We start from the raw sequence: 24,127 nt of genomic DNA, 5'->3' as shown, positions 1-24,127 counted from the left end.
GCCGCCCTCAGCGGGGCGGCATCGCCTTCGCCATGAAGCGGTGCGGGATGCCGGCGTCGAGGAACACCTCGCCCGAGGCGGCGTAGCCGAGCCGCTCGTAGAAGGGGATGGCGTGGAGCTGCGCCTCCAGCACGCAGCGTTCCACCCGGCGCAGCGCCGGGTCGGCCTCCACCGCCCGCATCAGCGCGGCGCCGAGGCCGCTGCCGCGCGCCTCGGCCCGCACCGCCACGCGGCCGATCTTGGCGACGCGCCCGCCCTCCTTGAACACCACCCGCGCCGTGGCCAGCGGGCGGCCCTCCCGCAGGGCGAGGAAATGCAGGGCGGTGGCGTCGTGCTCGTCCCACTCCATCTCGGGCGGGACCTGCTGTTCCTGCACGAACACCGCCTCGCGGATGGCGAGGCAGGCGTCGCGCTGCTCCGGCGTGGCGGCGCGGAGGATGTCGGGAGTCTCGGTCATGGCGCCCAGCCATGCCCCGAAGCGGCGCCCCGGGGAAGGGGGGCGCGCAGCCCTTCCCGCCCCGCCGGCGTTGCTGTGGTGGAACCCAGGAGGAGGAGCCCCGCCATGCCCGAGGAGAAGCCCGACCCGATGCGGCTGCCCGCCCATGAGCGGCCCGGCAACCACACGCCCGGCCGCCCCGGCGCGCGGCCCGACCCGCGCGACCAGAAGCCCGCCCACCGCCCCGGCGAGCCGGGCCTGCAGGGCGGCCCGGCCGGCGCCGGCTCCACCGGCGGCACCGGCGGGAGCCGGGGCTGAGCGTCCGGAGTTGAGCGTCCGGGGCTAAGCGTCCCGGGTTGAGCATCCGGGGCTGAGCCGCCTCAGCGCGTCTGCCGGGAGATCACCGCCAGGGCGGCGGCGCTGATGGAGATCTGCCCCAGCGTCTGCGTCAGGTCGCGCACGAAGCCCCAGGTCTCGTAGGGGCTGGGGTCCTGCGGCACGACGACAAGGCTGCCGGGCGGGATGGGCGGCCCGCCCGCCTGCCAGGCGCCGAGGCCGGCCGGCACGCTCTGCCCGTTCGGCAGCACCACGAAGGCGCGCCCGCCATCGGCGAAGCGCTGCGTGCCGCCCGAGGCGCGCACATATTCCGCCGCCTTCCAGCCGGTGGAGAATTGCAGGCTGCCGGGGTTCAGCACGGCGCCCACCACCGTCACCTCGTTCGGGCGCTTGGGCACCATGATCAGGTCGCCCGGCTCCAGCAGCACGTCCAGCTCCGGCCGCGCGGCGAGGATGACGGGGTTGGCCTCCACCACCATGCGCCCGGCGGCGCGCGCCTCGCGCAGCGCGCCGGCCAGCTCCCGCCCCGCCGTGATGGCGCCGCCGAGATCCATGCCGCCGGCCTTGCTGCCGGCCATGGCCTGCCCCGCCGCCACCTGGATCAGGCTCTGCTCCAGCTCGCGCGCGGTGCGGGCGAAGCCCTCCTGCTGCCGCTGCCGCACGCTCTCGCGCGTGAAGACGGTGCCATAGGGGTAGGCCTGCGGCGAGAGCCCGCCCGCCCGCGTCATCAGCTCCGAGAGGCGCTCGCCGCGGCGGATGTCGTAGATGCCGGGCCGCACGAACTCGCCCGCCAGGGTGACGGGGCCGCTGTCGCGGTCGCCGAAGCCGCGCGGCAGGCGGATGGCGTCGCGCGGCGAGAGCCGCACGGCGGTGAAGTTGCCGCTGCGCAGGTCGAGCAGCACGCGGCTGAGCGGGATGGCGCCCGCCTGCTCCAGCGGCTCGCGCGAGAGCTCGACGGCGGAGAGGTCCACCGTGTCCGTCACGCCGCCGGCGGCGCCCAGCACCTGGTCGAGCCCGGTGTCGTCGAGGACCGGGTAGAGGCCGGGCAGCCGCGCCTCGCCGGCGATCAGCACCGACTGGTCGAGCAGATAGGGCAGCAGCGCCGGGTGGTCGAGGAACACCTGCGGGCAGGGCGGCGCGCCGAAATCCGGGAAGCCCGCGCCCCGCGCATGGGCGAAGCGGGCGGGCGAGGCGCGGGCGGCGGTGGCGAGGGCGAGCAGGGCGGGGCAGTCCGGCGCGCCGGGCGCCGTGGCGGCCGCCTCGCCGCGCAGGGCGCGCTGCACCGGCGGGCTGGCCAGCCACAGCACCTCCGCCTGCGAGAGCAGGATCACCTCGTCCGCCTCGCGCAGCGGCATGTCGGCCTGGCGCTGCAGCACGCGGCCGAGGTCGAAGGGAATGAAGCGGCGCACCCGCGTCGCCGGGTCCACCCGCCAGACGAGGCCCATCCGCACATAGGGGTCGGGCTTCACCAGCCGCGGGTCCGAGAGCAGGCCGCGCAGCCCGCCGCTGCCGGCGGCGCGCAGCAGCGGCGTGGCCACATGGCCGGAGAGCCGCACCTGCCCGGCCGCGACATCGGTGCCCGGCTGCACCAGCAGCGCGTCGCCGCGCCGCAGCCGGGCATTGGCGCCCACCTCGGAGAAGACGCGGCGGCCCTGCGCATCCGTGCCCTGGAGGAGGAAGCGGTTGCCGGCCGGGCGCAGCGCCTGCCCGGCCAGCCGCAGCAGCGATTCGAGCGGCAAGGCGGCGGCGCCGGCGGGCAGCTCGTAGATGCCGGGCCGCGTCACCTCGCCGGCCACGGCCACGGCGGCGCCGAGCGGCGGCACCACCAGCCGCTCCCCCTCGCGCAGCGCCAGGTCGGGCGCGCCGGGCTCGCTGCCCAGCACGGCGTAGAGGTCGATGACGCGGCTGCCGCGCGGCCCCTCGGCGCGGATGGCGCGCAGCGTGCCGGTCTTCCTCACGCCGCCGGCCAGGGCCAGCGCCTCCAGCGCCGAGGCCATGGCGGGCAGGCTGTAGAGCCCCGGCCGCACCACCTCCCCCGCCACGAAGACGCCGATCTGCCGCAGCTGCCCGGCCGAGACGAAGGCCTCCGAGCCGCCCAGCTCCCGCGCCACCCGCTGCTCGATCTCGGCGCGCAGCGCGCCGAGGCTGAGGCCGGCGGCGGTGAAGGGCGGCAGGTCCGGCAGCAGCAGCGTGCCGTCGCGGCTGATGCGCAGCGCGTGGTTCTGCCGGGTGCGGCCGCGGATGGAGACGAGGATCTCGTCGTCCCGCCCCAGGATGTAGTCATCCGGCAGGGTGCCGAGCGCCGCCTGTGCGGGCGGCACCGAGGCCAGCTCGCGGAAGGTGTCGTAGCCGAACTGCCGCAGCGGCTGCTCGAGCCGCGCGGCGAAGAAGGCCTCGGCGTTCGAGAGCGGCTCGGCGGACGCCGCCGGGGGCGGCGGGGGGGCGGCCGGCGGGTGGGCGGCCGATGGGGACGCCAGTGGCGGCGTGGCGGGGAGAGGCGCCGGGGCGCGCCCGCCCGAGGCCTCCAGGATGCGTTGCAGGATGTCCTGCTGCAAGGCGGGCGGCAGGCTGGGCAGCGGCATGCCGCCGGGCAGGGTGGAGGGCAGCGCGGGGGGCGAGAGCAGCGGGCTCGGCACCTGGCCGCCGGGCGGGCCGGGCTGGGCCGGGGCGGGGGAGGGCAGCAGCAGCAGGCCCGCCAGCGTCAGGCGGGTCAGGCGGGCCGGCCAGCGGAGAGGACGAGACGGCGCACCGGAAGGCGGCATGCGGAAGGGGCCTTTTTCCCGCAACAGGCGGGGCCACGAAATGCTCGCTAAAAAGTGATGACTGGATTATCAGTTTCCTTATGGCGATCCAAGCGCGCAATCCTGAGCCGTCGCGGATGTGGCTGCTGGCGGACGTGGCCTGCCGCCTCGGGCCCCATGCCCTGGCGCAGTATGGGTTGCACCGGCTGCGGCAGGCCGCCGGGCTGCCGCAGCAGGCGCTGCGCGACGCGCCGCCGCCGCCGGTGGGCCTGCTGGGCTTCGCCGCGCTGCCGCCGCCGCCCGTGCTGGCGCCGGAGGCGCAGGCCAGGCTGCGGGCCGCGCTGGAGTCGCTGCCCGGCGCCGTCTGCCATGGCCCCTTCGCCGCCGACATGCCGGCCCTGGCGCTGGACCTGTTCAACCCGGGCGATGTGCGCCCGGTCTGGGAGGCGAACCGCCTGGCCTGCCTGCCGCTGCTGGTGCAGGCGGCGCGGCTGTGGCCGGAGGAAGGCCACCGCGCCCGGCTGGAGGCGCGCCTTGCCGCCTGGACCGACGCCAACCCGCCCTTCCGCGGGCCGAACTGGGCCTGCGGGCAGGAGGCGGCGCTGCGCGTGCTGCATCTGGCCCTGGCGCTGATGCTGGCCGGGCTGCGCCGCCCCGGCCCGGCGGCGCGCGACCTGCTGGCGCTGCATGCCCGCCGCATCCTGGCCACCCGCGCCTATGCCCGGGCGCAGGACAACAACCACAGCATCAGCGAGCCCGCCGGGCTGCTGGCCTGCGGCTGGCTGCTGGGGGACGCGGCCATGGCCCGCCGCGCCGGCCAGGAGCTGGCCGCCGCCCTGGCGCGGCTGGTGGCGCCGGATGGCGGCTTCGCCCAGCTCTCCACCGGCTATCACCGGCTGCTGCTCGACGTGCTCTCGGTGGTGGAGGCGCTGCGCCGCCACCAGGGCGCGCCGCCGCTGCCCGAGCCCTTCACCGCCCGCGCGGCGGCGGCGGCGCGCTGGCTGGCGCGGCTGGTCTCGGCCCAGGGCGCGCTGCCGGCGCTGGGCCACCAGGACGGCTCGGCCCTGGCCGATCTCTCGGCCGGCGGCGTGGCCGACGCGCGCGGCAGCGTGGAGCGGGCGATGCGCCTGTTCGCCGGCGAATCGGCCGGCTTCGCGGAGGAGCCGGGCTGCCGCTGGCTGGGCCTGCCGGAAGGGCTGCCGGCGGCGCTGCGCCCGGCCGAATGGGTGGCCACCGGCAGCCGCGGCTGGGCGGTGGCGGGGGCGCGCGCCCTGCTGCGCACCGGCCCGCTGCGCTTCCGCCCCGGCCAGGCCGACATGCTGCATTTCGAGCTGTGGGACGGCGACCGCCCGGTGCTGACCGATGCCGGCACCGGCGCCTACAACCCCCCCGCCGGCCAGGAATGGTGGCTGGACTACTTCCCCGCCGCCGCCGCGCACAACACCATCACCTTCGACGGGCGGGAGCCGATGCCGCGCCTGTCGCGCTTCCTGCTCGCCCGCTGGCCCCGCCTGCGCCCGCTGCCCGACGGCGCGGCGCTGCGCGACGGCCGGGGCAACCGGCATCACCGCCAGGTCCGGGCCGAGGGGCGCAGCTGGACGGTGCTGGACACGGTGAGCGGACCCTTCCATGCGCTGACGCTGCGCTGGCGGCTGGGGCCCGGCGCATGGCGGCTCCGCCCCGGCGGGGTGGAAGGCCCGGACCGGCTGCGGGTGACTGCCGACGCGCCGCTGCACATCACCCTTGAAGAGGGCTGGGAGAGCCCCGCCTATGGCGTGGTGCGCCCCTGCCCGGTGCTGGCCGTGCGGGCCCTGGCGCCCATCACCTGCCTGGCCACGCAGATCGAGCTGGGCTGAGGCCGTGGCCCGCCCGCCACCGACGCGATGCCGCTCGACCAGCTTCTGAGAGGGGTATGGCGCCTCTGGCGCTGGCTGCTGCTGGCGGTGCTGCTGGGCTGGGGCCTGGGCGCCGCGCTGATCCTCGGCTGGCCGCGCGCCTATGTGGCGGCGGCGGTGGTGGCGCCGGCCGAGACCTCCGGCATCGCCGTCTCCACCCTGATCTCGGCCAACAGCCTAGCGCCGGGCAACCTGCTGGACACGCGGCCGGGCGGCAATTTCGCCATCTACCTCGCGGCGCTGCGCAGCCCCGAGGCCACCGCCATGCTGCTGCGCGAGACGCCGCTGGCGGAGGCGTTGGCCGAGTCGCGCGCCGATGGCCCGCTCGCCCCGCTGCGCGCCGCGCTGGGGCTGGACCGCCCGCCGGACGCCGATGACGCGCAGCGCTGGCTGGAACGGAGCCTGTCCGTCACCCAGTCGCTCGCCTCCGTCACCTGGACGCTGGAGCTGGCGCATGCGCGGCGCGAACTGGCGCTGGAGCTGCTGGCGCGGCTGCACGACTTCGCCGAGCGGCGGGTGCGTGAGGAGCTGATGGCGCTGGTGCGCCGCCGCGTCGCCACGCTGGAGGCCCGGCTGGCGCAGGAGCGCGACATCTACCTGCGCACCCCCCTGTTCGAGCTGCTGGCGCAGCACCAGCGTGCCCTGCTGGTGATCGGCGCCGACAGCGCGGTGGCGGCGCGTCTGGTCTCCGGCCCGGCGGTGGAGCTGCGGCCCTCGCTGCCCAACCGGCCGCTGCTGCTGGCCATGCTGGCGGTGGCGGTGCCGCTCGCCTGCGCCTTCCTCGGCGCCTGCCTGGTGCTGCTGCGCGGCCCGCCCCGGGAGGGGCGGCGGCGGCGGTGAGCGCGCCGCGCATCGACAGCGCGGCGCTGGGCAGCCTGGCGGGCGCCGCCGCCGCCATCCTGCATCTGGCGGGGGCGCTGAAATCCACCCCGCTCGGCGCCGCCCTTCCGGTGGACCTGACATTGCTGGCCGGCGCGCTGCTGCTGCCGCTGCTGGCGGTGCTGGGGCTGACGCGGCGCTGGTGGCTGCATCCGGGGCTCGGGCCGCCGCTGGCGGGGGCGGCGCTGCTGTGGCTGTGGCTGGTGCTGGCGGGAAGCTGGAGCGGCAGCCGCGCCATCCTGGCCGCCAAGCTGCCGGAGGTGGTGCTGCTGGCGCCGGTGATGCTGCTGGCCGGGCTGGCGGTGGGCGCTGATGCCGGGGCGCGGCGGCTGGCGGTGGCCGTCACCCTGGCCAGCGGGCCGCTGGTGGCGGTGTCGGTGGCGGTGGGGCTGGCCACCGGGCAGGTGGTGCTGGGCGGCATGGCCGGCACCGCCGGCCCGGACATGCTGCGCGTGCAGTACCAGCTCGCCGGGCTGGCCATCGCCTGCGCCGCCGGGCTTTCCGCCGTGCGGCTGGTCGAGTCGCGCGGCTGGGCGGGGCGGCTGCTCTGGGGCGGGCTGACGGCGCTGCTGGCGGCCGCCTCGCTGCTGCCGGGCGGGCGCACGGCGCTGGCGGCGCTGGTGCTGGCGGTGCTGCTGGTCCCGGCGCTGCGCTGCTGGTCGGCCGGGGCGCCGCGCCGCGCCCTGGGCTGGGTGGCGCTGGCCGCCCTCGGCGCCGCCGCCGCCCTGGCCACGCTGCTGCTGGACGAGGACGCCGCCTCCGGCCTGCGCACGCTGGAGCGGCTGACCCAGGGCGACCTGGAAGGCTCCGCCCGCCCCGCCCTGTGGCGCGCCGCGCTGGCCTGGGGGGCCGAGACGCTGCCCTGGGGCCTGGGCACGGGCGGCTTCACCCCCGCCGCCGGGCATGGCGAGCGGCGCGGCCTCTACCCGCACAACCACCTGCTGGAAGCCTGGGCAGAGGGCGGCGTGCCCGGCCTGCTGCTGTGGCTGCTGGCCTTCGGCGGCGGCGGTCTGCTGCTGCTGCTGCGCTGCCGCCAGGTGGCGCCGGCGCGCGTGGCGCGCATCGCCGCGCTGGTGCTGCCGGTGGCGCTGGCGGCGATGGTCTCGACCGACCTCGGCAACCGGATGGTCTGGTTCGCCCTGGGTCTGGCGCTTTCGATCGGAGTGGGAGCCCGCCGTGTATGAACGTTTCGGCAAGCGACTCGGGGATGTGCTGCTCTCGGCGGCGCTGCTGCTGCTGCTCTCGCCGCTGCTGCTGGGGGTGGCGCTGGCGGTGCGGCTGTCGCTCGGCCGCCCGGTGCTGTTCCGCCAGGAGCGGGCGGGGCGCGATGGCCGGCCCTTCACCCTGCTGAAGTTCCGCAGCATGCGCGACGGCCCGGGCGAGGATGCGGAGCGCCTCACCCCCTTCGGCCGCCGCCTGCGCGCCAGCGCGCTGGACGAACTGCCGCAGCTCGTCAACGTGCTGCGCGGCGAGATGAGCCTGGTGGGGCCGCGCCCGCTGCCCATGGCCTACCTGCCCCGCTACACGCCGCGCCAGCGCCTGCGGCTGCGCGTCCGCCCAGGGCTGGCGGGGGCGGCGCAGGCGGCCGGGCGCAACGCCCTGCCCTGGCCCGAGCGGCTGGAGCTGGATGCCCGCTACGCCGGGCGCGTGACGGCGCTGGCCGACCTGCGCGCCGCCCTCGGCACGCTGCGCATCCTGCTCTCCGGCCGCGGCGTGAGCGCGCCCGGCCACGCCACCATGCCGCGGCTGGACAGCCCGGCCACCCACAGGGCCGCTGGCAGATCCACGGAATTTTAGAACCTGAGGTTGAATTTAGGGCTTGAAGCCACAGCCGGAGTTTGATTGGCTACGCTCATGTTCACAAAAAAGTGATCGGAGCGATGGTGGCATTCCAGAGCAGATCGATCGGCGACGCCTCTGCCCGTCGGGCGGGGGTGCTGCTGTTCTCCGGGCGGGGCCAGGACATGCCGCCGCCACGCCAGCGGCTGCATCTCTCGCCCCCCAGCCTGGCCGGAGGCGAGCTGGCCACCCTCAGCCAGACCCTCTCCTCCGGCTGGCTCGCCCCCGCCGGCCCGATGCCCGCCGCCTTCGAGCGCGCCGTGGCCGAGACCACCGGCTTCGCGCATGCGGCGGCGGTGGCCTCGGGCACGGCGGCGCTGCACCTGGCCTACCGGGTGCTCGGGGTGGAGCGCGGCGACGAGGTCTGGACGCAGAGCCTCACCTTCGTCGCCACCATCGCCCCCCGCCGTGCAGATGGGCGCCCGCCCCCGCTTCCTCGACGTCTCGGCCGAGAGCTGGACGCTCGACCCCGACGTGCTGGAGAGCCAGCTGCGCGCCGCCGCCCGGCGCGGGCGCCTGCCGCGCGCCGTGGTGCCGGTCGATCTCTACGGCCAGTCCTGCGACCTCGACGCCATCCTGGCGCTGTGCGGCCGCTGGGGCGTGCCCGTGCTGTGCGACAGCGCCGAGGCGCTGGGCGCCCTCTACCGCGGCCGCCCCGTGGGCAAGGGCGCGGCGCTGGCCGCCTTCTCCTTCAACGGCAACAAGATCATCACCGCCGGCGGCGGCGGCGCCCTGGTGTCGGACGACGCGGCGCTGATCGAGCGCGCCCGCCACCTGGCCAACCAGGCCAAGGAGGTGGCGCCGCACTACCAGCACGAGACCACCGGCTATTCCTACGGCCTCTCCTCGGTGCTGGCGGCGGTGGGGCTGGCGCAGATCACCGCGCTGCAGGCGCGCGTGGCGGCGCGGCGGCAGGTCTTCGCCCGCTACGCCGCCGGCCTCTCCGGCCTGCCCGGGCTGAGCCTGATGCCGGAGCCGGAATGGGGCCACGCCACGCGCTGGCTGAGCGTCGTCCAGCTCGACCCGCGCCGCTTCGGCGCCACGCCGGAAATGGCCCGCCGCGCCCTCGACTCCGCCAACATCGAGAGCCGGCCGGTGTGGAAGCCGCTGCACATGCAGCCCGCCTTCCGCGGCATACGCTGCCATGGCGCCGGCCTGTCCAACCAGCTCTTCGAGCGCGGCCTCTGCCTGCCCAGCGGCGCGATGAGCGCCGAGGAGCAGGACCGCGTCATCGCCGTGCTGCGCTCCTGCTGCCGGGGCTGAGCATGCGCATCCTCTACCTGCACCAGCATTATTCCGGCCCGGCCGGCGCCACCGCCACCCGCAGCCACGCGCTGGCCCATGCCCTGGCGGCGCGCGGCCACCACGTCACCCTCGCCTGCGGCCGCTACGAGGGGGCGGTGACCGGCCTGGCCGGCGCCTTCCGTGGCGGGCGGCGGGAAGGGCTGGTGCGCGGCCTGCGCATCGTCGAGTTCGACATCGGCTGCGGCAACGCGCAGGGCCTCGGCGGGCGCGGCCTGTCCTTCGGCCGCTACGCCGCCCGCGCCGCGCACCTTGCCCTTGGCGGCCGGTGGGACCTGGTGGTGGCCAGCTCCACCCCGCTCACCGTGGTGCTGCCGGCGCTGCTGGCGCGGCGGCTGCGCGGCACCCCCTTCCTCTACGAGATGCGCGACCCCTGGCCGGAGCTGCCGCGCGCCCTGGGGGGCGTGCCCGGCTGGGCGCTCTCCGGCATGGAGAGGCTGGCCGACGCCGCCTGCCGCCAGGCCGCCGCCGTGGTGGCGCTGAGCGAGGGCATGGCCGAGACGGCGCTGGGCCGCGGCGCCGCGGCCCAGCGCGTGCACGTGGTGCCGAATGGCTGCGACCTCGACCTGTTCGGCCCGCAGGTCGCCCCCTGGCGCCCGGCGGAGGTGGCGCCGTGGGAGGTGCTGGCCGTCTATGCCGGCGCGCATGGCCGCGCCAACGGGCTGGATTCGCTGCTGGAGGCGGCCGCCCTGCTGCGCGCCGGGGGCGAGCGGCGCATCCGCATCCTGCTGGTGGGCGAGGGCGGCGAGAAGCCGCGCCTGCGCGCGCAGGCGGCGGAGCGCGGGCTGCACAACGTCACCTTCCTGCCCGCCATGCCGAAGCGGAAGCTGGCCTCGCTGCTGGCCGGCGCGCAGCTCGGCGTGCAGTGCCTGGCGCCAGTGCCGGAATTCGCCGAGTGGACGGCGCCCAACAAGCTGATGGACTACCTGGCCGCCGGCCTGCCGGTGGTGGCCAATCTCTCCGGCCGCGCAGCCCGGCTGCTGGCCGAGGGCCCCTGCGGCATCGCCACTCCCCCCGGCGATGCCGCAGCGATGGCCCAGGCGCTGCGCTGGATGGCGGACAACCCCGCCCTGCGCCAGGTGATGGGCCGCAGCGCGCGGGACCAGGCGGTGCGCCGCTGGGACCGCCGCCTGCTGGCCAGCCAGTTCGCCGGCATCGTCGAGGAGGCCGCGGCGCCGGCGGCCACGCTGGAGGCGCTGGCCGCCGCATGAGCAATTCCCTCCCCGAGCTGCATCTGGTGGCCGCCGCGCGGCCCAACCTGCCGAAGCTGGCGGCGCTGTGGCACGCCCTGGCGGCGCGCCCCGGCCTGTGCCGGCCGCTGCTGCTGCACACCGGCCAGCACCACGACCCGGCGATGTTCGGCACCCACCTGGCCGATCTCGGCCTGCCGCAGCCCGACCATGCGCTGGGCATCGCCGGCGGTGGCGGGCACGCCGCCGTCACCGGCCGCACCATGATGGCCTGCGCCGGCTTCTGGTCGGCCTGGCGCCCGGCGATGGTGGTGGTCGCCGGCGATGTCGACGGCTCGCTGGCCGCCGCGCTGGCGGCGCGCAAGCTCGGCATCCCGGTGGCGCATCTGGAGGCCGGGCTGCGCTGCGGCGACCGCGACATGCCCGAGGAGATCAACCGCCGCGCCATCGATGCCGTCAGCGACCTGCTCTGGGCGCCGGACGAGGCGACCGCCGCGCGGCTGCTGGCGGATGGCCACGCCCCCGGCGCGGTGCGCGCCGTCGGCAACGCCATGATCGACACGCTGCTGGCCCGCCTGCCCGCCGCCCGCGCGCGGCCGCTGCCGGAGGGGCTGGTGCCGGAGGAGTATGGCGTCGTCACCCTGCACCGCGCCGCCAATGTCGACCATCCGGCGGTCCTGGCGCGGCTGCTCTCGGCGCTGGGCGTGGCCGCCGCGGCGCTGCCCCTGGTGTGGCCGATGCACCCGCGCACGGCGAAGCGGCTGCAGGAGGCGGGGCTCGCCCTGCCGCGCGGCGTGCGGGTGCTGCCGCCGCTGGGCTATCTCGACTTCCTCGGCCTGCTGGCGCGGGCGCGGCTGGTCGCCACCGACAGCGGCGGCGTGCAGGAGGAGGCCACGGCCCTCGACCTGCCCTGCCTGACGCTGCGCCCCTCCACCGAGCGGCCGGTGACGCTGGAGGCCGGCTCCAACCGCCTGGTGCCGCCTGACCGGCTGGCCGAATCGGTGGCCGCCGTGCTCGCCGGGCACTGGCCGGCGGCGCGGCCGATCCCGCTCTGGGATGGCCGGGCGGGGGCGCGCATGGTGGCGCACCTGGCCGAGACGCTGGCGCCGCATCTGCGCGAGGTGGCCTGATGCCGGCCGCCGGGCGGCCCGCCCCTTTGGTGTGCATGCTCTCCGCCGCCCATCCGCCGGCCGATCTGCGCGTCGTGGGCAAGGAGGGCGCCGCCCTGGCGGAGGCCGGCTGGCGCGTGATGCATCTCTGCCCCGGCGCGGCGGCGCCCATGGCTTCCAGCGCGGCGGCGCCCATGGCTTCCGGCGCGGCGGCGCCCATGGCTTCCGGCGCGGCCGCCGCCGAGGCGCAGGCGGCGCCGGAGCGGCATGCGGGGGTGGCGATCCGCCGCTACCGGCGGGGGCCGGGCTGGCGTGGCCGGCTGCTGGGCATCCCCGCCCTGGCGCGGCAGGCGCGCGCCACCGGCGCCGCGGTGCTGCACGCCAGCGAGCCGGATGCCTGGCTGGCCGCGCTGCTGGCGGCGCGCAAGAGCGGCGCCCGCGTGGTGCTGGACGTGCACGAGCACTATCCCTCCCGGCTGGATGGGCGGCTGCCGGCGCCGCTGCGCCCGCTCGGCCGGGCGGCGCTGCGCCTGGCCTGCCGCGCCATGGCCCGCCGCGCCGATGGGGTGGTGGTGGCCAAGGACGGGCTGGACGCCGATTTCGCCACCGCGCCCGAGACCATCGCCGTGCGCAACTACGCCGCCGCCGCGCCGGTCGCGCCGCGCCGGCACGCGGAAGGGCCGCTGACGCTGGTGCATCTCGGCGCGCTGGGCCGGGCGCGCGGCGCGATGACCATGCTGGACGCGCTGGCGCTCTGCCCGGCCGGCACGCGGCTGCGGCTGATCGGCCGCTTCACCGATGGCTCGGAGGCCGATTTCCGCGCCCGCGCCGCGGCGCTGGGGCTCACGGAGCGGCTGGAATGGCGCGGCTGGATGCCGCATGATGCCGCCCTGGCCGAGGCCGCCACCGCCGATATCGGGCTGGTGCTGTTCCAGCCGGGGGTGGAGAACCACCGCCTGGCCCTGCCGCACAAGCTGTTCGACTGCATGCTGGCCGGCCTGCCGGTGATCGCCCCCGCCTTCGCCACCGAGGTGGCCGCCATCATCCAGGATGCCGGCAACGGCGTGCTGGTGGACAGCGCCGACCCGGAAGACATCGCCGCCGCCGTGGCCGCGCTGGAGAGCCCGGCGCGCCGGGCCGGGATGGCCGGGCGGGGCCGCGCCGCCGCCCTCGGCCGCTATGGCTGGGCGGGCGAGGCGGAGCGGCTCGTCGGGCTCTACCGGCGGCTGGCGCCGCTGCCGTGACCGGCACGCAGGCCCTGCCACGCGCCCGCATGCAGGGCGGCGCTTCACCCACCCCTGGCCGGGGCCTATACGCCGCCTTCATGGCCCTCACCCGCATTCTGCTGAATCTTGGCCTGGACGCGCTGCTCGCCGCCCTCGCCCTGCCGCTCGCCGTCTGGATGGCCTCGCCCGGCGGCTGGCCGCCCCCGCCGCTCTGGTGGCTGGGCGCCATTCCGGGCGCGGTGGCGGCGCTGCTGCTGGCCGGCCTGCCGGTGCGGCTGCCGCAGCAATACTGGCGCTTCGCCGCGCTGAAGGATCTCGTCGCCGTGGTCGGCGCCGGGGTGGGCGGCGCGGTGCTGTTCACCCTCGGCCTCGCCCTGCTCGGCGCCTGGCGGCCGGACAACGCGGCCTTCGCGCTGATCCATGCCGGCACCCAGGCGGCTGCCCTGCTGGCGCCGCGCGTGGTGGGGCGGCTGCGGCAGGAGCGGCGCACCAACGGCTCGCTGGGGCTGGCGGCGGCGCAGCCCGCCCAGCCGGTGCTGCTGGTCGGCACGGGCGATGCCGCCGACCTCTTCATCCGCGCCCTGCTGCAGCAGCGCAGCCCGGGCTACCGCGTTGTCGGCATCCTGGCGCGGCGGCCGCGCGCGGCGGGGCGGCGCATCCATGGCTACCCGATCCTCGGCGGCTTCGAGGAGGCGGCGGAGGTGCTGGACCGGCTGCGCGCCGAGGGCCGCCCCCCCGCCACCCTGGTGCTGGCCGACCCCGACCTGCAGGGCCCGGAGCTGGAGTCCCTGCTGGACGTGGCGGACCGCCATGGCGTGCTGGTCAAGCGCGCCCCGCGGCTGACGGCGCTGGACCCGGCGCGGCGCGAGGCCCCCGCCGCCAGCCGCCGCTTCGACCTGCGCCCGGTGGCGATCGAGGAGCTGCTGGACCGCCCGCAGGTGCCGCTGGACCGCGAGGGCATGGCGCGGCTGGTGCAGGGGCGGCGCGTGCTCGTCACCGGCGCGGGCGGCACCATCGGCGGCGAGCTGGCGCGGCAGGTGGCGGCGCTGGGCCCGGCGCAGCTCACCCTGCTCGACCATGGCGAGTTCGCCCTCTACTCGATCGACCTGGAGCTGGCCGAGAGCCACCCCGGCGTGCCGCGACGCGCCATGCTGGCCGATGTGCGGGACGCCGCGCGCGTCGCCGCGCTGATGGCCGAGGTGCGGCCCGAGCTGGTGTTCCACGCCGCCGCGCTGAAGCACGTGCCGATGGTGGAGAACGACCCGCTGGAGGGGCTGCTCACCAACGCGCTCGGCACCCGCATCATCGCCGATGCCGCGCGCGCCGTGGGCTGCCGCGCCATGGTGTTCATCTCAACCGACAAGGCGGTGAACCCGACCAGCGTGATGGGCGCCTCCAAGCGCCTGGCCGAGATGTACTGCCAAGCGCTGGACAAGCAGGCGCGGAGCGGCGCGGGCGGCCAGGGGCAGGCCATGCGCTGCGTCACGGTGCGCTTCGGCAACGTGCTGGGCTCCACCGGCAGCGTGGTGCCGCTGTTCCGCCGCCAGCTCGAGCGCGGCGGGCCGCTCACCGTCACCCACCCCGACATGCGCCGCTACTTCATGACGGTGCGCGAGGCGGTGGGGCTGGTGCTGCAGGCCAGCGTCGTCGGCGCCGGGGAGCGGCAGGACCAGCCGCCCGAACTGGCCGATGGCGGCATCTTCGTGCTCGACATGGGCAAGCCGGTGAAGATCGTCGACATGGCGCGGCGCATGATCCGCCTCGCCGGGCTGCGGCCGGACGAGGACATCGAGATCCGCTTCACCGGCCTGCGCCCGGGCGAGAAGCTCTACGAGGAGCTGTTCCACGGCCAGGAGCCGCCGCGGCCGACGCGGTTCGCCGGCCTGCTCGTGGCCACGCCCCGCACCACCGATGCCGGCGCCGTGGGCGCGGCGATCGACACCATCGCCACCGCCGCGCGCCAGGGGGCGGCCAAGCCCGCCCTCGCCCGGCTGGCCGAGATGGTCCCCGAATTCGACCACAACCCGGGGGCGCCCCCCGTGACCAGGACCTGACATGACGGCCCTCTCCCCTTTCGGCGCCGCTGCCGCGCTGGTGGATTCGCCGGAACGCTCCGTTCCGGGCTGGGAGAGGGAAATATCCGGCCTCGTCGCCGAGGCGCTGGTGGCGCGGATCGCCGCGCGCACGGCGCGGGTGGGGGTGGTGGGGTTGGGCTATGCCGGCCTGCCGCTGGCGCTGCGCTTCGCCGAGTGCGGCTTCCCCGTCTCGGGCTTCGACATCGACGCGGGGAAGGTGGCGGCCATCGCCGCCGGGCGCAGCCCGGTGCACGGCATCGAGGATGCGCGGGTGGCGGCGGCGGGCATCGCCGCCAGCACCGGCCTGGAGGGGGCGCGGGCGTGCGACGCCCTGATCCTGTGCGTGCCGACGCCGATCGGCCGCCACAAGGAGCCGGATCTCGGCCCGGTGGCGGCGGCGCTGGCGGCGCTGCGGCCGCATCTGCGCCCCGGCCAGGTGCTGGCGCTGGAGAGCACCACCTATCCCGGCACCACCGAGGATTACGTGCTGCCCGCGCTGCGCGCCGCCGGGCTGACGCCGGGCATCGACGCCTTCGCCCTCTACAGCCCGGAGCGCGAGGACCCTGGCAACCCGGAGGGCACGGTGGGCCGGGTGCCGAAGCTGCTGGCCGGCGCCACCCCGGCCTGCCTCGCCGTGGGGCGGGCGCTCTACGGGCCGGTGGCGGCGGGGCGGCTGGTGCCGCTCTCCTCGCTGCGCGCGGCGGAGCTGGCCAAGCTCTACGAGAACGTCTTCCGCGCCGTGAACATCGGCCTCGTCAACGAGCTGAAGCGGATCAGCCACGCCCTCGGCCTCGACGTGCACGAGGTGATCGACGCCGCGGCCACCAAGCCCTTCGGCTTCATGCCCTTCCGCCCCGGCCCCGGCCTCGGCGGCCACTGCATCCCGGTCGATCCCTACTACCTGGCCTGGAAGGCGCGCGAGCTGGGCGTGCCGAGCGATTTCGTCGAGCTGGCCGGCCGGGTGAACGACGCCATGCCGGGCTATGTCGTCTCCCGCCTGCGGGATGCGCTGGACGCGCGCGGCCGCGCCCTGCGCGGCGCGCGGCTGCTGCTGGTGGGGCTGGCCTACAAGCCCGGCGTGCCGGACACGCGGGAGAGCCCCGCGGCCGAGATCCTGCGGCTGCTGGACGGGCGCGGCGCCAGCCTCGCCTATCACGACCCGCTGGTGCCCCGCTTCACGCTGGAGCGCGGCGCGCGCGGCGGGCCGCTGCGGCTGGAGAGCCAGGCGCTGGCGCCGGATTTCGTCGCGGCGCAGGATGCGGTGCTGATCGTCACGCCGCAGCCGGGCATCGACTTCGCGGCGCTGCGCGCGGCGGCGCGGCTGGTGGTGGACACGCGCGGCGTCTACCGCGACGCCGCCGTGCAGCCGGACGGCGCCCTGCCGCCCGGCACGTTGCCCTTTGAAACGCGCGGTGATTTCCCTCCGCAGGCGGAACCGGCCTATCACCGCGTCATTCAGGCCTGAGGCGCCCCCGCCAGGGGGTGGCCCATGGCCCGCGGATGACGGAGCACGCCCACCGATGAACGCCGACACCTCCCCGCGCCCGATCGGGCTGTTCGACATGAAGGCGCAGCAATCGCTGATCCGTGCCGAGATCGACCGCCGCGTGGCCGCCATCCTCGACAGCGGCGCCTTCATCAACGGCCCGGACGTGCGCGAGCTGGAGGCGAAGCTGGCCGAGTTCGCCGGCTGCGCCCATGCCGTCGGCGTCTCCTCCGGCACGGATGCGCTGCAGATCGCCATGATGGCCGAGGGCATCGGCCGTGGCGACGCGGTGTTCCTGCCCGCCTTCACCTACACCGCCACCGCCGAGGTGCCGCTGGTGCTGGGCGCCACGCCCGTTTTCGTCGATGTGGCGGAGGACGGCTTCAACATCGACCTCGCCGACCTGAAGCACCGCATCGCGCTGGTGAAGGCGGAAGGGAAGCTGCGCCCGCGCGCCGTGGTGGGCGTCGACCTGTTCGGCCGCCCCGCCGACTGGCCGGCGATCCAGGAGATCTGCCGCGCCGAGGGCATGTTCGCGCTCGATGACGCCGCGCAGGCCTTCGGCGCCGCGCTGCACGGCAAGCGCCTGGGCCAGTGGGCCGATGCGGCGGCGCTCAGCTTCTACCCGACCAAGACGCTGGGCTGCTACGGCGATGGCGGCGCCATCCTGACCAACGATTCCGGCCGCGCCGAGCTCTACCGCTCGCTCCGCACCCATGGCGAAGGCAAGACCCGCTACGAGGTGGAGCGCACCGGCATGAACGGCCGGCTGGACACCATCCAGGCCGCCATCCTGCTCTGCAAGCTGCCGCTGCTGGAGCAGGAGCTGAAGGACCGCGCCCGTGTCGCCCGCTATTACAGCCAGCACCTCGCCGGGCATGTGGTGGTGCCGGGCGAGATGCCGGGGGCGGAGAGCGCCTGGGGCCTCTATTCCATCCTGCTGCCGGATGCCGAGGCGCGGGCGCGCGTGCAGGCGGCGATGCAGGCGCGCGGCGTGCCCAGCGCCATCTACTACCCGAAGCCGCTGCACCGCCAGCCGGCCTATGCCGCCGCCCATGCCGAAGGGCTGCGCCAGGCGCCGCCCCTGCCGGTGAGCGAGGCGCTCTGCCAGCGCATCCTCTCCCTGCCGATGCATCCCTATCTGGATGAGGGGCAGCTCGAGCGTGTGGTGGCGGCGGTGATCGAAGGAGTGAAGTAGAAGAAACCTTCTTTTTCTTCAGAAAAAGAAGCAAAAAGACTTTGTCTGTTCTGGCGCCCCGCCGGCCCCGTGCGGGGTGCCAGGTTACAGCGTCACGCTCCAGGTGAAGTCCCGGCTCCCGCCGGGCGGAATGTGCAGCAGGCCCGGCTTTTCCGCGAAGTCGCCATCCCAGCCCACCGGGCTGGACATGCCGTGCCAGGGCTCGATGCAGAGGAAATCCGCCCCCTCGGGCTTCGACCAGATGCCGAGGTCCGGGTAGCCCTCCCACCGCACGGTCAGCGCCGTGCCGTCCGGCGCCTCGTAGCGGAGGGCGCGGCTGGCCACGTCGGGCAGGATCAGCGCGTCGCGCGCGAAGAGGGCGGGCGAGAGCGGCAAGTCCCGGCCCCGCACCGGGGAAGGCTCCTCCGGCCCCAGCAGGCCGCCTTCCAGCCGGTGGGCGGGGCCGTGCTCGGGCTGCTCGAACACCAGGCGGTGCGCCTCCTTCGGCGCGCCCGGCACCAGGGGCCAGCGGAAGGCGGGGTGCGCGCCGATGGCGCAGGGCAGCACCGCCTCGCCGGGGTTGGCGATGCTGGCCGTCACCGTCAGCGTGCCGCCGGCCAGCGCATAGGCCAGCTCCAGCGCGAAGCCGAAGGGGTAGGCCGCGCGGCTCTCCGCGTCATCGGTCAGGCGCAGGCGGCAGGAGGCGGGCTCCCGCTCCACCCATTCGAAGCGGCGGTCGCGGGCGAAGCCGTGCTGCGTCAGGCGGTGCTCCGCCCCGGCATGGCGCAGCGTGTCCCCGGCCAGCTTGCCGACGATGGGGAACAGCACCGGCGCGTGGCGGCGCCATTCCGGCCCGGCCTGCCAGAGATATTCCCCGCCCGCGGCGTCGCACAGGCTCACCAGCTCGGCGCCGCGCGCCTGGATGGTGGCCGAGAGGCCATCGGCCTCGATGCGGTGGCGGTCGGTCATGCGGCGCGTCCCGGGTCCTTGTCCCTCTGGACCTTCTCCTCGGCCCGCCGTTCCTCATAGGTTTTGGCGTGGAGGTAGGTGAGGGCGTGCAGCTCCTCCTCCACGCCGGCGCGCCGTGCCGCCGCCAGCAGGTAGCCCAGGATGTGGTCGGCCTCGATGCGGCCGCCCTGCTCCAGGTCGCGCAGCATGCTGGCGGTGTAGCTGCCGGCGGGGTCGGCCAGCATGGCGCGGTATTCCGCCTCGAAGCCGGGCGGCATGGCCACGCCATGCGCGGCGGCGATGGCGATGTTGCGCTCCAGCAGCCGGTGCATGAAGGCCACCCCGCCCGGCGCGCGGGCGATCTGCCCGGTGGAGCCGCGCAGCAGCACGGTGCCGGCCGCCACCGTGCCGAGATGCACCAGCTTGGCCCACATGGCGGCGCGGATGTCGGGCACCGCCTGGGCCTCGATGCCGCCGCGCCGGGCCAGCGCCGCCAGCGCCTCGACGCGCGGCGTCATCCGCCCGTCCATCTCGCCGAAGGTGAGGTAGCGCCAGTTGGAGAGGTTCCGCACCTCGCCGCTCGGCGCCAGGGTGGCGCGGATCTTGGCGAGGCCGCCCAGCACCGCCGCCTCGCCGAAGGCCTCGCGCAGCGTGTCGATGTGCGAAAGCCCGTTCAGCACCGGCAGGATCGCCGTCTCCGGCCCCACCACCGGGCGGATGGATTCGATCGCCGCCTCCAGGTCGTAGGCCTTGCAGCTCAGCAGCACCACGTCCCAGCCCGGCCGCACCTCGCCGGCCAGCAGCGCCGTGACGGGGCGGCACCAGGCGCCCAGCGCCGGGCAGCGGACCGAGAGCCCTTCGCGCCGCAGCTGCGCCTGGCGCTTGGGGCGCACCAGGAAGGCCAGCTCGGCGCCGGCCTCCAGCAGGCGGGCGCCGAAATAGCCGCCCAGGGCCCCGGCCCCGAGCACCAGGATTCGCATCCGCCACATTCCTCCGGCCTGTCTCGCGAAAGGGGTTCCACACTCCCCGCCCGCTGGCAATCCGGGCGGCGCGACGGCTGGGTGAAAGTTGACTTCGGCGCGGATTGCGGCGGGGCGCATTCTTCATACTATCCGCGCCAGACCGGCATGCAGGGCGTGCGCGGCATGTGGCCAGGGATGCGCCCGGTTGTGGAACCCCGAGACCGGGCCATTTTCAAAGCGATCCTGGGCTCATGATGCCGCCCGCCCAGGGACGGCCACGCCAGGCGCGGTCCGGCCCCTCAGCCCCGATGGAATTTCTCATGGAGCCTGATCCGGCCTCCCGAACCTCCAGCCCGCCCGTCTCCAACAGTGGCGGCAAGCAGTATGGCGACATCTTCTTCGCGGCCGTCGAGACCACGCGCATGCCGATGATCGTCACCGACGCGCGGGCCAAGGACCACCCGATCATCTTCGCCAACAACGCCTTCCTGAAGATGACGGGCTACAGCCTGGACGAGATCCTCGGCACCAATTGCCGCTTCCTGCAGGGGCCCGACACCGACCGGGAGACCGTGGCCAGCGTCCGCGCCGCTATCAGCGAGCGGCGCGAGATCGCCACCGAGATCCTCAACTACCGCAAGAACGGCTCCACCTTCTGGAACGCGCTGTTCGTCTCCCCCGTCTACAACGCCCAGGGGGAGCTGATGTACTTCTTCGGCTCGCAGCTCGATGTGAGCCGCCGGCGGGATGCCGAGGACGCGCTGCGGCAGAGCCAGAAGATGGAGGCGCTGGGCCAGCTCACCGGCGGCATCGCGCACGACTTCAACAACCTGCTGCAGGTCATGGTCGGCTATCTGGAGCTGACCGAGCACGCGCTGGGGCGCCCGGAGCTGGACCGCAACCGCATGCAGCGCGGGCTGCAGAACGTGCGCGGCGCCGTGAACCGCGCCACCACCCTGACGCAGCAATTGCTGGCCTTCGCCCGCAAGCAGCGGCTCGACGGCCGCACCCTGAACCTCAACACGCTGGTCGAGGGCATGCGCGACATGGCCCGCCGCACCCTGGGCGACGCCATCGCGCTGCGGCTGGACCTGGCGGAGGGGCTGGGCAATTGCCGGCTGGACCCGACCCAGGCGGAGGTGGCGCTGCTCAACATCCTGATCAACGCGCGCGACGCCATGGCCGAGCAGCCGCAGGGCCTGCTCACCATCCGCACCCGCAACGTCACGCTCGACGCGGAGGCGACCGGCGCCATCGGCAATCTGGCGCCGGGGCGCTACGTGCAGCTCTCCATCGCCGACACCGGCACCGGCATGCCGCCCGACATCCTGGCCCGGGTGATGGACCCCTTCTTCACCACCAAGGAGGAGGGCAAGGGGACCGGGCTCGGCCTGTCGATGGTCTATGGCTTCGCCAAGCAGTCGGGCGGCGCGCTGCAGATCGAATCGGAGATGGGCGCCGGCACCACGGTCAATCTCTACTTCCCCGACCAGGGAGATGAGGAGCGGCCGGCGGCCCGGCGCAGCCTGCGCGTGATGGACCGCGCCGGCACCGAGCATGTGCTGGTGGTGGACGACCGCGAGGAGGTGGCGGAGCTGGCACGCGCCATCCTGGAGGATTTCGGCTACACGGTGCTGGTGGCCGCCAATGGCCGCGCGGCGCTGGACATCCTCGACCAGGCGGAGCGGGTGGACCTGCTGTTCTCCGACCTGATCATGCCCGGCGGCATGAACGGCGTGATGCTGGCCCGCGAGGCGCGCCGCCGCCAGCCGAAGCTGAAGGTGCTGCTGACCACCGGCTATGCCGAGGCCTCGCTGGAGCGCAGCGATGCCGGCGGCTCGGAGTTCGACGTGATCAGCAAGCCCTATGGCCGGCTGGAACTGGCTCGCAAGGTGCGCCTGATCCTGGACGGGCCGACCGGCATCGGCTGATGCCGGGCGGGGGCGCCTTCTCCCCCGCCCGGCGGCGCCTTCAGCCCACCCGGTTGCCGATGAGGTCCTGCACCACCGTCGGGTCGGCGAGGGTGGAGGTGTCGCCCAGGCTGTCCGTCTCGTTGGCGGCGATCTTGCGCAGGATGCGGCGCATGATCTTGCCCGAGCGCGTCTTCGGCAGGCCCGGCGCCCACTGGATGGCGTCCGGCGCCGCGATGGGCCCGATCTCCTTGCGCACCCAGGCCACCAGCTCCTTCTTCAGCGCGTCGGAGGGCTCCTCGCCCGTCTTCAGCGTGACGTAGCAGTAGATGCCCTGGCCCTTCAGCTCGTGCGGCATGCCGACCACCGCGGCCTCCGCCACCTTGGGGTGCGCCACCAGCGCGCTCTCGATCTCGGCCGTGCCCATGCGGTGGCCGGAGACGTTCAGCACGTCGTCCACCCGGCCGGTGATCCAGTAGTAGCCATCGGCGTCGCGCCGCGCGCCGTCGCCCGAGAAGTACTTGCCGGGGAAGGTGGAGAAGTAGGTCTGGATGAAGCGCTCATGGTCCTTGTAGACGGTGCGCATCTGCCCGGGCCAGGAATCGAGGATGACGAGGTTGCCCTCGGTCGCCCCCTCCAGCAGGTTGCCCTCGCCATCCACCAGCGCCGGCTGCACGCCGGGCAGGGGCAGGGTGGCGGAGCCGGGTTTCTGGTCCACCGCGCCGGGGAGCGGCGAGATCAGGATGCCGCCCGTCTCGGTCTGCCACCAGGTGTCGACGATCGGGCAGCGCTCGTCGCCCACCACGCGGTAGTACCACATCCAGGCTTCCGGGTTGATCGGCTCGCCCACGCTGCCCAGCACGCGCAGCGACTGGCGGGACCATTTCCGCACCGGCGCCTCGCCCTCCCGCATCAGGCTGCGGATGGCGGTGGGGGCGGTGTAGAAGATGTTGACCTGGTGCTTGTCCACCACCTGCCAGCAGCGGTCGATGCCCGGCCAGTTCGGCACGCCCTCGAACATCAGCGTGGTGGCGCCGTTCGCCAGCGGGCCATAGACGATGTAGGTGTGGCCGGTGACCCAGCCGACATCGGCGGTGCACCAGTAGACCTCGCCGGGGCGGTAGTCGAACACCAGCTCATGCGTGTAGCTGGCCCAGACCATGTAGCCGCCGGTGGTGTGCAGCACGCCCTTGGGCTTGCCGGTGGAGCCCGAGGTGTAGAGGATGAACAGCGGGTCCTCCGCGTTCATCGGCTCCGGCGGGCAGTCGGCGGAAGCGGCCGCGCAGGCCTCGTGGCACCAGATGTCGCGCCCCTCCTGCATCGGCACGGCGTTGCCGGTGTTGCGCACCACCAGCACGTTCTTCACCGTCGGGCAGGATTTCAGCGCCTCGTCCGCATTGGTCTTGAGCGGCACGGTGCGGCCGCCGCGGCGGCCCTGGTCGGCGGTGATCAGCAGCGTGCTGTCGCAATCCTGGATGCGGCTGGACAGGCTGTCCGGGCTGAAGCCGCCGAAGACGATGGAGTGCACCGCGCCGACGCGGGCGCAGGCCAGCATCGCCACCGCCGCCTCGACGATCATCGGCAGGTAGAGGGTGACGCGGTCGCCCTTCTTCACGCCCAGCGCCTTGATGGCGTTGGCCATGCGGCAGACGCGCTCATGCAGCTCGCGGTAGGTGACCTTGGCGTCGCTGTTCGGGTCGTCGCCCTCCCAGATGATGGCCACCTGGTCGCCGCGCGTCTCCAGGTGCCGGTCGAGGCAGGAGACGGAGGCGTTCAGCACGCCATCCTCGAACCACCTGATCGAGACATCGCCCTCGAAGGAGGTGTTCTTGATCTTCGTCGGCGGGGTCATCCAGGCGATCCGCTTCGCCTCCTCCCGCCAGAAGCCCTCGGGGTCGCGGATGGCCTCCGCCGTCATGGTGCGGTGGCGGGCGGCGTCCACCCGCGCGCCCTGGGCCAGCTCGGGCTTCACGGCAATCAGCGCATCATCCGGCATCGTGTTCCTCCCGCTGTGGTGCGCCCCTCCTGCGGGGCTTCGTCCACTGTTTCAACGCCCATTGGGCCAAGGGGCCATGACCTGCGTCAAGTGAAGCCCACGCAGGGAAGCGGCGGGTGGCCTTCAGGCCCCCGCATCGGCCGGCACCCAGACGACGCCCGCGGCGTCGATCCGCGCCGGCACCGCCTCCAGCGAATCGCCGGCGCAGGGGCCGGAGAGGCAGAAGCCGTCCTCCACCTGGAAACGCGCGCCATGCACGGCGCAGACGATATGCTCCCCCGCCCCGTCCAGGAAGCGGTCCGGCATCATCTCCAGGGCGACCCCGACATGCGGGCAGGAATTGACATAGACATGCACCGCCCCGCCGCGCCGCACGGCGAACAGGCCGATGAAGCTGCCCTCCGGGCCGGGGAAGCCCCGCGCCTGCCCGTCGGCGATCTCGTCGAGGCGGCAGAGGCGGCGTTCATCAGTCATGGGGCATCGGTCATCGGGGGTGAGGTCTCCGGCACGGTGTGGGGGCAGGGCCAGGGATCGCGCGGCGCGGCGGGCAAGGCAAGCGCCCCCTGCCCTTCATGGTCTGGTAATCTTTGGCCCCGACGATAACGCCACGGAAAGGAAAG

19 protein-coding genes and 1 pseudogene are annotated in these 24,127 nt (G+C 75.0%); 14 read left to right on the top strand and 6 right to left on the bottom strand.

The genetic code is table 11. The features are described from left to right. Positions 1-7: 7 nt before the first annotated feature. The gene (locus tag CR165_RS04345; RefSeq protein ID WP_109515729.1) at positions 8-457 is read right to left on the bottom strand and encodes a GNAT family N-acetyltransferase; all 450 of its coding nucleotides are present in this window, start codon (positions 455-457) and stop codon (positions 8-10) included. Between the two features lie 105 nt (positions 458-562). Between CR165_RS04345 and CR165_RS04340 the strand changes: the two genes are divergently transcribed. Further along, positions 563-754 carry a hypothetical protein gene (locus CR165_RS04340; RefSeq protein WP_109515728.1) on the top strand — a complete coding sequence of 64 codons (192 nt, stop codon included), beginning with the start codon at positions 563-565 and terminating at the stop codon, positions 752-754. Positions 755-816: 62 nt separating this feature from the next. Here the strand turns inward: CR165_RS04340 and CR165_RS04335 are convergent, their stop codons facing one another. Further along, on the bottom strand, positions 817-3,534 hold the full coding sequence (locus CR165_RS04335; protein ID WP_245906108.1) for an SLBB domain-containing protein: 2,718 nt from the start codon (positions 3,532-3,534) through the stop codon (positions 817-819). 116 nt (positions 3,535-3,650) lie between these two features. On the opposite strand from CR165_RS04335, the gene CR165_RS04330 reads away from it, so the two are divergent. From CR165_RS04330 to CR165_RS04280, 12 genes and pseudogenes are all read left to right on the top strand, one after another. Further along, the gene (locus tag CR165_RS04330; protein ID WP_245906107.1) at positions 3,651-5,369 is read left to right on the top strand and encodes a heparinase II/III family protein; all 1,719 of its coding nucleotides are present in this window, start codon (positions 3,651-3,653) and stop codon (positions 5,367-5,369) included. A 27-nt stretch (positions 5,370-5,396) separates the two neighbouring features. After that, complete coding sequence (locus tag CR165_RS04325; protein ID WP_109515726.1) at positions 5,397-6,248, top strand: hypothetical protein; 852 nt, start codon at positions 5,397-5,399, stop codon at positions 6,246-6,248. Then, positions 6,245-7,471, top strand: coding sequence for an O-antigen ligase family protein (locus CR165_RS25550; RefSeq protein WP_245906105.1), 1,227 nt, complete (start codon positions 6,245-6,247; stop codon positions 7,469-7,471). Before CR165_RS04325 ends, CR165_RS25550 begins: the two co-directional genes overlap by 4 nt. Continuing rightward, complete coding sequence (locus tag CR165_RS04315) at positions 7,464-8,084, top strand: sugar transferase (protein ID WP_109515724.1); 621 nt, start codon at positions 7,464-7,466, stop codon at positions 8,082-8,084. The genes CR165_RS25550 and CR165_RS04315 overlap by 8 nt, the downstream gene beginning before the upstream one ends. A gap of 83 nt (positions 8,085-8,167) precedes the next feature. Continuing rightward, positions 8,168-8,470 (top strand): annotated as a pseudogene (locus CR165_RS26105) (DegT/DnrJ/EryC1/StrS family aminotransferase); the annotation flags it as partial. Between the two features lie 70 nt (positions 8,471-8,540). Continuing rightward, positions 8,541-9,389: a DegT/DnrJ/EryC1/StrS family aminotransferase gene (locus CR165_RS04310; RefSeq protein ID WP_245906103.1), complete on the top strand. Its 849-nt coding sequence runs from the start codon at positions 8,541-8,543 to the stop codon at positions 9,387-9,389. A 2-nt stretch (positions 9,390-9,391) separates the two neighbouring features. Next, the gene (locus CR165_RS04305) at positions 9,392-10,639 is read left to right on the top strand and encodes a glycosyltransferase family 4 protein (protein ID WP_109515723.1); all 1,248 of its coding nucleotides are present in this window, start codon (positions 9,392-9,394) and stop codon (positions 10,637-10,639) included. Further along, the gene (wecB, locus tag CR165_RS04300; RefSeq protein WP_109515722.1) at positions 10,636-11,748 is read left to right on the top strand and encodes a non-hydrolyzing UDP-N-acetylglucosamine 2-epimerase; all 1,113 of its coding nucleotides are present in this window, start codon (positions 10,636-10,638) and stop codon (positions 11,746-11,748) included. The genes CR165_RS04305 and wecB overlap by 4 nt, the downstream gene beginning before the upstream one ends. Next, positions 11,748-12,971 (top strand): glycosyltransferase, encoded by a 1,224-nt coding sequence (locus CR165_RS04295; RefSeq protein ID WP_109515721.1) that lies wholly within the window; start codon positions 11,748-11,750, stop codon positions 12,969-12,971. The genes wecB and CR165_RS04295 overlap by 1 nt, the downstream gene beginning before the upstream one ends. 80 nt (positions 12,972-13,051) lie before the next feature. Then, positions 13,052-15,007, top strand: a complete 1,956-nt coding sequence (locus CR165_RS04290) for a polysaccharide biosynthesis protein (protein WP_109515948.1) — start codon at positions 13,052-13,054, stop codon at positions 15,005-15,007. A gap of 1 nt (position 15,008) precedes the next feature. Continuing rightward, positions 15,009-16,493, top strand: a complete 1,485-nt coding sequence (locus tag CR165_RS04285; RefSeq protein WP_109515720.1) for a nucleotide sugar dehydrogenase — start codon at positions 15,009-15,011, stop codon at positions 16,491-16,493. Between the two features lie 55 nt (positions 16,494-16,548). Next, positions 16,549-17,712, top strand: a complete 1,164-nt coding sequence (locus CR165_RS04280; RefSeq protein ID WP_109515719.1) for a DegT/DnrJ/EryC1/StrS family aminotransferase — start codon at positions 16,549-16,551, stop codon at positions 17,710-17,712. Positions 17,713-17,796: 84 nt separating this feature from the next. Here CR165_RS04280 and CR165_RS04275 read toward each other — a convergent pair whose 3' ends face one another. After that, the gene (locus CR165_RS04275) at positions 17,797-18,660 is read right to left on the bottom strand and encodes an aldose 1-epimerase family protein (RefSeq protein WP_109515718.1); all 864 of its coding nucleotides are present in this window, start codon (positions 18,658-18,660) and stop codon (positions 17,797-17,799) included. Next, positions 18,657-19,619, bottom strand: a complete 963-nt coding sequence (locus CR165_RS04270; protein WP_109515717.1) for a ketopantoate reductase family protein — start codon at positions 19,617-19,619, stop codon at positions 18,657-18,659. Before CR165_RS04270 ends, CR165_RS04275 begins: the two co-directional genes overlap by 4 nt. Before the next feature lie 302 nt (positions 19,620-19,921). Between CR165_RS04270 and CR165_RS04265 the strand changes: the two genes are divergently transcribed. Further along, on the top strand, positions 19,922-21,532 hold the full coding sequence (locus CR165_RS04265; protein WP_219929679.1) for a hybrid sensor histidine kinase/response regulator: 1,611 nt from the start codon (positions 19,922-19,924) through the stop codon (positions 21,530-21,532). Positions 21,533-21,572: 40 nt separating this feature from the next. On the opposite strand, the gene acs is transcribed toward CR165_RS04265, so the two are convergent. Together acs and CR165_RS04255 are read right to left on the bottom strand one after the other, a co-directional pair. Then, positions 21,573-23,507 (bottom strand): acetate--CoA ligase, encoded by a 1,935-nt coding sequence (gene acs / locus CR165_RS04260; protein ID WP_109515715.1) that lies wholly within the window; start codon positions 23,505-23,507, stop codon positions 21,573-21,575. A gap of 123 nt (positions 23,508-23,630) precedes the next feature. Continuing rightward, entirely contained in the window at positions 23,631-23,981 is a 351-nt protein-coding gene (locus CR165_RS04255; RefSeq protein ID WP_109515714.1) for a Rieske (2Fe-2S) protein, read from the bottom strand. Between the last annotated feature and the right edge of the window lie 146 nt (positions 23,982-24,127).

The organism is Teichococcus aestuarii, assembly GCF_003116135.1.
In the GTDB taxonomy this organism is placed as follows: Bacteria; Pseudomonadota; Alphaproteobacteria; order Acetobacterales; family Acetobacteraceae; genus Pseudoroseomonas; species Pseudoroseomonas aestuarii.
Note: the sequence above shows the minus strand (reverse complement) of the source record. Positions and strands in the feature narration are given on the sequence as shown.

What these genes read in the sequence shown, in the direction of transcription:
- CR165_RS04345 (WP_109515729.1), bottom strand. Translation starts at nt 457, where the DNA reads ATGACCGAGACTCCCGACATCCTCCGCGCCGCCACGCCGGAGCAGCGC.
- CR165_RS04340 (WP_109515728.1), top strand. Translation starts at nt 563, where the DNA reads ATGCCCGAGGAGAAGCCCGACCCGATGCGGCTGCCCGCCCATGAGCGG.
- CR165_RS04335 (WP_245906108.1), bottom strand. Translation starts at nt 3,534, where the DNA reads ATGCCGCCTTCCGGTGCGCCGTCTCGTCCTCTCCGCTGGCCGGCCCGC.
- CR165_RS04330 (WP_245906107.1), top strand. Translation starts at nt 3,651, where the DNA reads ATGTGGCTGCTGGCGGACGTGGCCTGCCGCCTCGGGCCCCATGCCCTG.
- CR165_RS04325 (WP_109515726.1), top strand. Translation starts at nt 5,397, where the DNA reads ATGCCGCTCGACCAGCTTCTGAGAGGGGTATGGCGCCTCTGGCGCTGG.
- CR165_RS04310 (WP_245906103.1), top strand. Translation starts at nt 8,541, where the DNA reads ATGGGCGCCCGCCCCCGCTTCCTCGACGTCTCGGCCGAGAGCTGGACG.
- CR165_RS04305 (WP_109515723.1), top strand. Translation starts at nt 9,392, where the DNA reads ATGCGCATCCTCTACCTGCACCAGCATTATTCCGGCCCGGCCGGCGCC.
- wecB (WP_109515722.1), top strand. Translation starts at nt 10,636, where the DNA reads ATGAGCAATTCCCTCCCCGAGCTGCATCTGGTGGCCGCCGCGCGGCCC.
- CR165_RS04295 (WP_109515721.1), top strand. Translation starts at nt 11,748, where the DNA reads ATGCCGGCCGCCGGGCGGCCCGCCCCTTTGGTGTGCATGCTCTCCGCC.
- CR165_RS04290 (WP_109515948.1), top strand. Translation starts at nt 13,052, where the DNA reads ATGGCCCTCACCCGCATTCTGCTGAATCTTGGCCTGGACGCGCTGCTC.
- CR165_RS04285 (WP_109515720.1), top strand. Translation starts at nt 15,009, where the DNA reads ATGACGGCCCTCTCCCCTTTCGGCGCCGCTGCCGCGCTGGTGGATTCG.
- CR165_RS04280 (WP_109515719.1), top strand. Translation starts at nt 16,549, where the DNA reads ATGAACGCCGACACCTCCCCGCGCCCGATCGGGCTGTTCGACATGAAG.
- CR165_RS04275 (WP_109515718.1), bottom strand. Translation starts at nt 18,660, where the DNA reads ATGACCGACCGCCACCGCATCGAGGCCGATGGCCTCTCGGCCACCATC.
- CR165_RS04270 (WP_109515717.1), bottom strand. Translation starts at nt 19,619, where the DNA reads ATGCGAATCCTGGTGCTCGGGGCCGGGGCCCTGGGCGGCTATTTCGGC.
- CR165_RS04265 (WP_219929679.1), top strand. Translation starts at nt 19,922, where the DNA reads ATGGAGCCTGATCCGGCCTCCCGAACCTCCAGCCCGCCCGTCTCCAAC.
- acs (WP_109515715.1), bottom strand. Translation starts at nt 23,507, where the DNA reads ATGCCGGATGATGCGCTGATTGCCGTGAAGCCCGAGCTGGCCCAGGGC.
- CR165_RS04255 (WP_109515714.1), bottom strand. Translation starts at nt 23,981, where the DNA reads ATGACTGATGAACGCCGCCTCTGCCGCCTCGACGAGATCGCCGACGGG.